Raw genomic sequence first — 4,867 nt, 5'->3', positions numbered from 1 at the left:
GCCAGACGCATGCTGGCTTCATCCAGCTGCCATTTGGCGTAGGCCTCGTCCCGCTCACGCTGGGCGATCGCCTTGTCTTTCAGCAGCGCTTCCGCCCTGTTGTGGTTGGCCTGGCTCAGGGCACGGTTCGCTTCGGCCTGATCCAACTGCGCCTGCAGCACTGAGGCATCGAGAAAAACGAGAGCCTTGCCCGAGGCGATGACCTTCCCCTCGGAAAACTCTATTTTGTCGATGCGCCCGGCGATCTCGGCAGCGATCACCACCGACTCGTTGGACTGCAGACTGCCAACGACAGAAATCTCGCTGTCGGCGCTGGCAACTGTCACCTCGGTGACTTCAACCGGCATCGGCGGCGGCGCAGCTGTGGACGGTGCCGTGGCTTCAGCGGATGTCGGCGGCTGCAAAAGGAAAAAAGCGCCCGCGCCAAGAATGACGAGAACGGCAAAGGCGACACAGAAAAATGTTTTTCTCCGGGACCCCGCTTTGCCTGGGGACGAAACGACGGGTGTCGGTTGTTCCTGGTTTTCCATACGATCCTCACTTGAGTTCTGGAAGCTCGGAGTGAATATTCACTCCGCTGTCTGATCTAAAAAAAACGCCGGTGCAATCACCTGCGCCAGCAGTGGTATATTTTACTTTTCAGCGTTTGACCGCATCCCAACTGGCCTCGACAATCGCCGTGATCATGGCATCGTCCAGTTCGATGAAGCCGTTCAGGTGATCGCGGGTCACAAAGATGATCGGTCCGAACGACAGGCTCATCAACACTTCCATGGGAAAATCCTTGATCACCTGCTGCTGTTTTCCCTGTGCGAAAAACTGGAACAGCGGCTTTTCGCACTTGAGTTCTTCGGACCGCTTCTTGGCGACCCCGTAAGGGGAGTTGTAATACTGCTCCATGAACCGGATCTCGCCGGGGTTGGCGATGAAGAGTCGGGTCAGGGCAGAGAAGATGCGCAGGTAGTTTTCCCGCACCGGCAGTTGCGGATCGTAATTCTCGGCAAAGGAGTTGATAAAAACACCGTGAACCGTTTCGTGGATCGCCTCGATCAGCTCGTCCTTGTCCTTAAAGTAGCGGTAGATGGTACCGACTCCGGTACCGGCTTTCTGGGCGATCTGCGAGGTGGGGGTGCCGTGAAACCCCTGCTCGGCGATCAGCTCCATGGCCGCCTGCATGATGGCGGTACGCTTGTCGCTTTTCTCTTCGGTCATCTGCCCTCTCCAATCGCGGAGTGAATGTTCACTCCGCGACAATACCGCTTATTCCAATGGGAGTCAAGAGCAGAAATACCTTGATCGATCCGTCCCGCCCCCCTTGCACTCGCGGATTGGAACGGTTACATTGGGCAACAGACATCCTTGCTTCGGGAACTGCATTCCATGAATGATTTCCAGACTCTTCACAGCCAGAGCCTGCCGGCGCTGAGCCCGGACCTGGTAGTCAACTGCCGTCAGGGCGGACGCCTGCAGCTGGTGAAAATTTCCGACCGCCTGGCGCAGCTGACCGGCCGGGCGCCCGCCGAGCTGCGCGGCCTGGAGCTGGACCAGGCCCTTGCCGGCACGGTCCCTCCCCTCGGGGAACTGGCCGAGGAAAGCCTCAACCGCGACACGGCGCTTACCGACATCCGGGTGCGCTTTGCCGCGGCTAAAGAGATCACCCTGGTCGCCGATGTGCGGCCGGCCGGGCTGGCCGAAGACTACAGCGGCACCCTGGTCCATTTCCTGTTCCGCCAGCCCACCCCCGGGCGAGCCGAAACCGTCCCCACCTTCGGCGGCCTGATCGGCGACAGCGCCGCCATCCGCGAGGTTTTTCGCAAGATCGCTCTTTACGCCCCCACCGGGGCGGCGGTGGTCATCACCGGTGAGACCGGCACCGGCAAAGAACTGGTGGCCAGAGCCCTGCACCAGGGGAGCGAGCGGGCCCGCGGGCCTTTTGTTCCAGTGAATTGTTCAGCCATCTCCGAGGAACTGCTCGAGTCGGAACTGTTCGGCCACGAAAAGGGCGCCTTCACCGGGGCGCTGCGCACCCACAAGGGGCGCTTCGAGCGAGCCGACGGCGGCACCCTCTTTCTCGACGAGATCGGCGACATGCCGCTGCACACCCAGACCCGGCTGCTGCGGGTGCTGGAGGAAAAGCGGGTCGAGCGGGTCGGCAGCGAGCAGGAGTTTCCCGTCGACGTCCGCATTGTCTGCGCCACCAACGTGCCGCTCGAGCAGGCGGTCGGCCAGAACCGCTTCCGGGCCGACCTCTACCACCGCATCTCGGTACTGCGCATCCACCTGCCGCCGCTGCGCCAGCGCAGCGAGGATATCCCGCACCTGGTCAGCCACTTCCTGCGCCAGTTCAGCGACAAGTACGGCCGCCGCGTCGAGCGGCTGACCAACGAGGCGCTGGCCCTGCTGCAGTCGTACCTCTGGCCCGGCAATATCCGTGAGCTGCGCAACGTCCTCGAACGGGTCTATATCGAAACCCAGTCCGAGGTGATCGGCGCCCGGGCCTTTGCCGAGTGGGTTCGCGAACGCCAGGGCTTCGCGCCCGGCGACTGGGGACCGGAGACCCGGCAGACGACGCAACCGGTGGCGCCCCCCTATCCCCTGACCGGCGACCGCCTGCTGCTGGCGGCACCGACCAAAACAACCTTTGACGCCGAGCTGCTGCGCTCCAGAACAACGGGCACATCGACCCGCCCGGCGGACCTCTCCGCCGACGACATCCGCCAGGCCTACCGGGCGGCGGGGGGGAACCTCAGCGCCGCGGCCCGCCGTCTCGGCGTGCATCGTGCGACGTTGTATCGGCATCTGGAAAAACTGGGCATTGCCCGGGATGAGTTAGATTAGCAGCACACTGTAGCCGTTTAAATATTTCTGATCGACAGATGAATGGTCGATCCTGCGGAGGGGGCATGTATTTCATTGCGGCACTGCTTGGTCTGGTTGCTGGAGCCTGGCTATTTTCTGAGAACAGCCGGGCGATTGCCGGCGCCATCCTCGGAGCGCTCCTGGGGGTCGCCTGGCTCAGGCAGCAGCGCCTGCAGAATCGCCTGGAGCAGCTGGAGCGGCAGCTGGCGGCGGGCGCGACTAAAACCGCTCCCGCCGCCAGGGCCACCAGTCCGCGCCCAGCCCCAAAACCGGCTGCCGAAGGCTCCGACTTTATCTTCGAGCTCGACAGTCCTACAGATCTGGCGGACAAACCGTCTGTTGCCAGACCGGCTCCTCCGCGACCGCAGGCCGCGCCACATCGTCCACCCCCAAAACCGTTCAGTGCACCGACCGCCCCGAAGTCACCGCCTGCGGAAAAACCCCTGCAGGTCGAACTGTGGAACATCTTCGTCTCCTATTTCACCGGCGGCAACGTGGTCGTGCGGGCCGGCGCGGTGGTCCTCTTCTTCGGCGTCGCCTTTCTGCTGAAATACTCGGCCGAGCGCAACATCGTGCCGATCGAGCTGCGCCTGCTGGGGGTCAGCCTCGGCGCTATGGCCCTGCTGGTCTTCGGCTGGCGCCTGCGCGCCAAGCGCACCGGCTATGCGCTGATCCTCCAGGGCGCGGCGGTGGGCATCCTCTACCTGGTCATCTTCGCCGCATTACGCCTTTACCAGTTGTTACCCGGCGGCATCGCCCTGGGTCTGCTGGTGGGGCTGTCGATTTTCTCCGCCGCCCTGGCGATTCTGCAGGATGCCCGGGTGCTGGCGGTGATCGGCGTTGTCGGCGGCTTCCTGGCGCCGGTGCTGACCTCCACCGGCGGCGGCAGCCACGTCATGCTCTTCAGTTATTATGCCCTGCTCAACGTCGGCATTTTGGTGACCGCCTGGCACAAGTCGTGGCGCGAGCTGAACCTGCTCGGCTTCATCTTCACCTTCGGCATCGGCACCCTCTGGGGCGCACAGAACTACCGTCCCGAGATGTTCGCCACTACCGAGCCATTTCTGGCTCTGTTCTTTCTCTTCTACCTGGCTATCGGCATTTTATTCGCCCGCAATCTGCCGCTCAATCTCAAGGGGTACATCGACGGCACCCTGGTCTTCGGCACCCCGATCGTCTGCTTCGGCCTGCAGTCGGTGCTGGTCAAACCCTATGAATACGGCCTGGCCTGGTCGGCCCTGGTCGTCGGCGGCCTCTATGCCGCCCTGGCCTGGAGACTGCTGAAAAAAGGGAGCCCGGCCCTGCGCACCCTGGTCGAAGCCTTCATGGCCACCGGGGTGGTCTTCGCCACCGTCGCCATCCCGCTGGCGCTGGACGGCCGCTGGACTTCGGCGGCCTGGGCCCTGGAAGGCTCGGCCATCGTCTGGATCGCCCTCAAGCAGCAGCGCTGGATGCCGCGGATCTTCGGGCTGGTGCTGCAGGTGCTGGCCGGTATCGCCTTTCTCGACGCCGTCGGGCAACCGACCGGCGACCTGGCGGTACTCAACGGCCTTTGCCTCGGCGGATTGATCGTCGCCCTGGCGGGCTTTTTCAGCGGCTACTGCCTGCACCGGCAGCGGCAACACCTGCCCACCACCCATCTCGAAAGCACCCTGGCCCTGTGCTGGGCGCTGCTCTGGTGGTTCGGCACCGGCCTGAATGAAATCGACAGCTTCGTCCCCCATAATTTCCAGCTGGCCTCAGCGCTCTCCTTCTGTGCGTTCTCCGGCGCACTGGCTTTCGCTGTCGGGGTGAAACTGCGCTGGGAATACCTCAAGCACGTCTACAAGGGACTGCTGCCGGTCATGCTTGCCGGCGCCGGTTTCTCGCTGCTGGAATTCCACAAACATCCGTCGATCCACGGCGGCTGGCTGGCCTGGCCGCTGGCGTTTCTGCTCCACTACGGGCTGCTGCGCCGGGACGAGGAGAGCGAACTGGCGCACCTCCTGAACTATCTGCACCTGGGACT

General features: G+C 63.3%; 4 protein-coding genes. 2 read left to right on the top strand and 2 right to left on the bottom strand.

Annotated features, from left to right (window positions below; translation table 11 throughout):
- A partial coding sequence (locus ABYV89_RS14555) for a biotin/lipoyl-binding protein (protein ID WP_432823660.1) occupies window positions 1-530 on the bottom strand: 530 nt, incomplete at its 3' end.
- Window positions 531-639: 109 nt separating this feature from the next.
- Complete coding sequence (locus ABYV89_RS14550; RefSeq protein WP_432823659.1) at window positions 640-1,212, bottom strand: TetR/AcrR family transcriptional regulator; 573 nt, start codon at window positions 1,210-1,212, stop codon at window positions 640-642.
- A 168-nt stretch (window positions 1,213-1,380) separates the two neighbouring features.
- Between ABYV89_RS14550 and ABYV89_RS14545 the strand changes: the two genes are divergently transcribed.
- Window positions 1,381-2,838 (top strand): sigma-54 interaction domain-containing protein, encoded by a 1,458-nt coding sequence (locus ABYV89_RS14545; protein WP_432823658.1) that lies wholly within the window; start codon window positions 1,381-1,383, stop codon window positions 2,836-2,838.
- A gap of 65 nt (window positions 2,839-2,903) precedes the next feature.
- On the top strand, window positions 2,904-4,867 hold a 1,964-nt coding region (locus ABYV89_RS14540), incomplete at its 3' end, for a DUF2339 domain-containing protein (RefSeq protein WP_432823657.1).

The sequence above is a fragment of the Trichloromonas sp. genome, from assembly GCF_041583255.1.
Lineage (GTDB): Bacteria > Desulfobacterota > Desulfuromonadia > Desulfuromonadales > Trichloromonadaceae > Trichloromonas.
This window is presented reverse-complemented; position numbering and strand designations above follow the sequence as displayed.